The sequence below is a fragment of the Nostocoides australiense Ben110 genome (assembly GCF_001050535.1).
In the GTDB taxonomy this organism is placed as follows: Bacteria; Actinomycetota; Actinomycetes; order Actinomycetales; family Dermatophilaceae; genus Nostocoides_A; species Nostocoides_A australiense.
Genome location: NZ_HG764815.1, coordinates 3,696,956 through 3,699,242, shown reverse-complemented (window position 1 = coordinate 3,699,242; position 2,287 = coordinate 3,696,956). Strand labels below are relative to the sequence as shown.

The window sequence follows — 2,287 nt, the reverse complement described above, 5'->3', positions numbered from 1 at the left end:
CGGCGGCGTATGCCGCGGCGGGCGTCTATCTCGCGCCGACGCGGATGGAGGCTTTCGGCATCGCCGCCCTCGAGGCCCGCACCGCCGGGCTGCCGGTCGTGGCGATCGGCTCCTCCGGCGTGGCCGACTTCATCACCCACGACGTCAACGGACTGCTGGCGGAGGACGATGCCGGTCTGGTCGCCGCGACCCGCCGCCTGGTCGCGCACGATGCGCTGCGCCAACGGATCCGCGCTCACAATCTCGCCACTCCGCCGGCCGAGGACTGGTCGCATATCGTCGAATGCGTTCTCGCGGAATACCGTCGGGCGGGAGCAACGCGATGAGCCGCGGCATCCGTATCGTCGGCGTCACCCTGGCCGGAGACGAGGTCGTCGACGTCGTTCTCCCGCACGGCGCGGACCCCAGTGACGAGCTGCACCGGCGCGGCTGGAGCATGACGGGCGTCCGGCAGGCGTTCACGCCTTCCGATGAGGAGGGCGTCACCATCCAGGTGAGCGTCGTCGCCGAGGTGGGGGAGGAGCGGCATACGACCTGGGTGCCCGCGACGAGCGGCGAGCGGCCGCCGGAGGGCGTCGATGCCGTTGTCGTGCAACGACTTGCGGCGTATGCCGTGGTCGTCCGCGAAGGCCTCGTGCTCGCCACGCGACTTGCGGCGGACGTGCGGGGGGCGGCCCACCGCTGGACCCTGCCCGGTGGTGGGGTCGACCCGGGTGAGGACCCGGCCACCGGGCTGCGCCGCGAGGTGTGGGAGGAGACCGGCCAGTACCTGGGGGAGATCCGGCTGCTCGATCTCCTCACCTCGCACTGGGTCGGCCAGGCGCCGGACGGGACCTGGGAGGACTATCAGGTGGTGCGGCTGGTGTATGCCGCGACCGTCCCGGAGCCGGGCCCGCTCGTCGTCCACGACCAGGGCGGCACCACGAGCGAAGCGGCGTGGCTCGACGTCGACGCCCTCGCCCTTCACCAGCGTGCGCCGTTGCTGGCCGCCGACCGGTGGCTCACCTGGCGGGGGGGGGGGGGGCCCCGACAGCCGTGATGAACAGGCCGATCCCGACGAGGACGTAGGGCGCGCCTGTCGCGAACGCGATCGGTTCACGGCGCACTTGGGCGATGATCGTCAGGACCGCAACACCGAGGAGCAGCGCCCCGGAGAACATGGTGAAGACCGCGGGTCCACGCTTGTAAAGTCGCTGTGCGGCAACGGTTTCGGTCTGGCCCTCCGGGTGCGTCAGGGCGGAACTTCCCCGCCCCGAATCGGATGTCGCCGAACCGTTCTCCCCGGCCGGTGCCTCGAGCCAACTGCGCGGCAGCGCCGGAGCAGGCGGGCTGCCCTCGGTCGCCAGTGGGCCGCGCGCGATGGGTGTTGTGGGGGAGCTGGGTGTTGTGGGGGAACTGGGTTTTGTGGGGGAGCTGGGTGTTGTGAGGGAACTGGGTGTTGTGGGCGGGCTGGCGGTCGTGGGAAGGGCAGCGGTGAGGTCGTCAGCGCCGGTCGGCGCCGTCGGGGCGTCGAACTCGTCGGGACCGAGGTGCTGATTCACTTGCCTACTCCTTCGACCCGCACGTCTCCGGCCGTCATCGTGACATCGACGACGAACTTCGGATCGCCGGTGCCGTAGGTCCTGGTGAACCGGAGCCGCTCATTGCTGGCCACCTGCTTGCCGTCCTCGGACACCGAGCCGACGCGGGCGTCGACCGTCACCGTCGTGGTTCCGGTGGCGGGCAGGTTGATCACGAACTCGCCCACTCCAATTCGCACGGGGAACGACAGCCGGTCGGTGTGCGCGGGCACCGGTTCGTCGAGGTTGAGGGTTGCGGTGCCCAGGCCTAGCCGATAGCCGGCCGACCCGCCGCTGGCTCCCCACGTACGCTCACCGATGCCGCCGGACCAGGCGGGGTTGCTCGCCATGGCGCTGGCTCCGGTGGCGACGGCGAGGAGCAATGCCACCAGGGTGGTGAGTCCGCCGCGCCGGCCGGTCAGCCCGGCGATCAGCAGCGCGGCGCCGAAGAGTGCCAGCGCCGCGGCCAGCCCGACGGTCACCGAACTCCCGGCCGCGTTCGCGCTCTCGTGAGCCTTCGCGGTCACGGTCGCGACGACGATGCCCAGGCCGGTCAACACCAGAGCGACCCACGCACTCAGGCGCCGCCTGCGCAGGCGTGGTGCCGCCGCAGGCGGCAGCGCGGTGGCCACCCCCGCGAGCCGGGAAGCCCGCTGCCACGACGCCGGGTCCGCCGGCCGCGTCGCCTGGAGGGCGGGTATGGCGGGGGGGGGGCGGCGCGCTCGCTG

3 protein-coding genes and 1 pseudogene are annotated in these 2,287 nt (G+C 72.2%); 2 read left to right on the top strand and 2 right to left on the bottom strand.

Annotation, left to right across the window (positions count from 1 at the left end; all coding sequences use genetic code 11):
• Positions 1-326, top strand: a 326-nt coding sequence (locus BN11_RS24315; RefSeq protein ID WP_048699703.1) for a glycosyltransferase, incomplete at its 5' end; no start/stop codon positions are given.
• Positions 323-1,039, top strand: a complete 717-nt coding sequence (locus BN11_RS18160; RefSeq protein ID WP_048699701.1) for an NUDIX hydrolase — start codon at positions 323-325, stop codon at positions 1,037-1,039. The genes BN11_RS24315 and BN11_RS18160, both read left to right, overlap by 4 nt.
• On the opposite strand, the gene BN11_RS24310 is transcribed toward BN11_RS18160, so the two are convergent.
• Together BN11_RS24310 and BN11_RS18155 are read right to left on the bottom strand one after the other, a co-directional pair.
• Positions 1,002-1,541: a hypothetical protein gene (locus BN11_RS24310; RefSeq protein ID WP_162213288.1), complete on the bottom strand. Its 540-nt coding sequence runs from the start codon at positions 1,539-1,541 to the stop codon at positions 1,002-1,004. The genes BN11_RS18160 and BN11_RS24310 overlap by 38 nt on opposite strands.
• Positions 1,538-2,287: pseudogene (locus tag BN11_RS18155) on the bottom strand (hypothetical protein); the annotation flags it as partial. The gene BN11_RS24310 and the pseudogene BN11_RS18155, both read right to left, overlap by 4 nt.